Consider the following 1,133-nt stretch of genomic DNA (forward strand, 5'->3'; position numbering starts at 1 on the left):
GTGTTAATTATTTGTTGAAATGCTGATTTATATAGACTTGCTTTGCAAACCTTGGACGGAAACATGAGCTTAACTTTAGAGCTTTAGCTCTATTGGTGTTTTGGGGGAGTAAAATTTTTGAGGGTGTTTCCGCTCGCCTTTACTAGTGGTATGATGAGTAAATTAGAAGAAAATAATTTAATTGGATTGAAGTGTAGATGGTCATTAAGGCGAAGAGCCCGGCAGGATTTGCAGAAAAGTATATCATTGAAAGTATTTGGAATGGCCGTTTCCCTCCAGGTTCTATCTTGCCAGCAGAGCGTGAGCTTTCTGAGCTAATTGGTGTTACACGTACTACGCTTCGTGAAGTACTACAACGTCTTGCTCGTGATGGTTGGTTAACAATCCAACATGGCAAACCAACTAAAGTTAACCAGTTTATGGAGACATCAGGCCTTCATATCCTTGATACGCTAATGACGCTGGATGTTGATAACGCAAGCAAGATGGTAGAAGACCTGCTTGCTGCTCGTACTAATATCAGCCCGATTTTCATGCGTTATGCATTCAAAGCAAATAAAGAGGCTTCAGAGCGTACAATCAGTAATGTGATTGAATCGTGTGAAGCGCTACTTGCGGCACCTACATGGGATGACTTCCTAGATTCGTCTCCGTATGCAGACAAGATCAAGCAAGCAGTTAAAGAAGACACAGAGAAAGACGAAGCAAAACGTCAGACGATCTTAATTGCGAAGACGTTTAACTTTTACGACTACATGTTGTTCCAACGCTTAGCGTTCCATTCAGGTAACCAAATTTACGGTCTGATCTTTAATGGCGTACGTAAGCTTTACGATCGTATCGGTAGCTACTACTTCTCTAATCCTGAAGCGCGTCGCCTAGCGATGGAGTTCTATAAAGAGCTGTTTGTTATCTGTGAAAGCGGCCAACGTGAAAACTTGCCTTTGGTTATTCGTAATTACGGTATCGCAAGTGCACAGATCTGGAACGAAATGAAAACGACGTTACCAACGAACTTTACGGAAGACGACAGCTAATATTTTGGTTGACTTAGTCAGTCTCTAAAGTAAGAACAAAGAAAAGCGGCGAGATAATTTAATTATCTCGCCGCTTTTAGCCGAACCCTTCGGGCA

General features: G+C 41.8%; 1 protein-coding gene. It reads left to right on the plus strand.

The genetic code is table 11. The features are described 5' to 3' along the window. Positions 1-197 precede the first annotated feature (197 nt). Entirely contained in the window at positions 198-1,037 is an 840-nt protein-coding gene (fadR, locus tag BCT81_RS23385) for a fatty acid metabolism transcriptional regulator FadR (RefSeq protein ID WP_102426029.1), read from the plus strand. Positions 1,038-1,133: the final 96 nt, after the last annotated feature.

The sequence above is a fragment of the Vibrio sp. 10N.261.52.A1 genome (assembly GCF_002876325.1).
Classification (GTDB): Bacteria; Pseudomonadota; Gammaproteobacteria; order Enterobacterales; family Vibrionaceae; genus Vibrio; species Vibrio chagasii.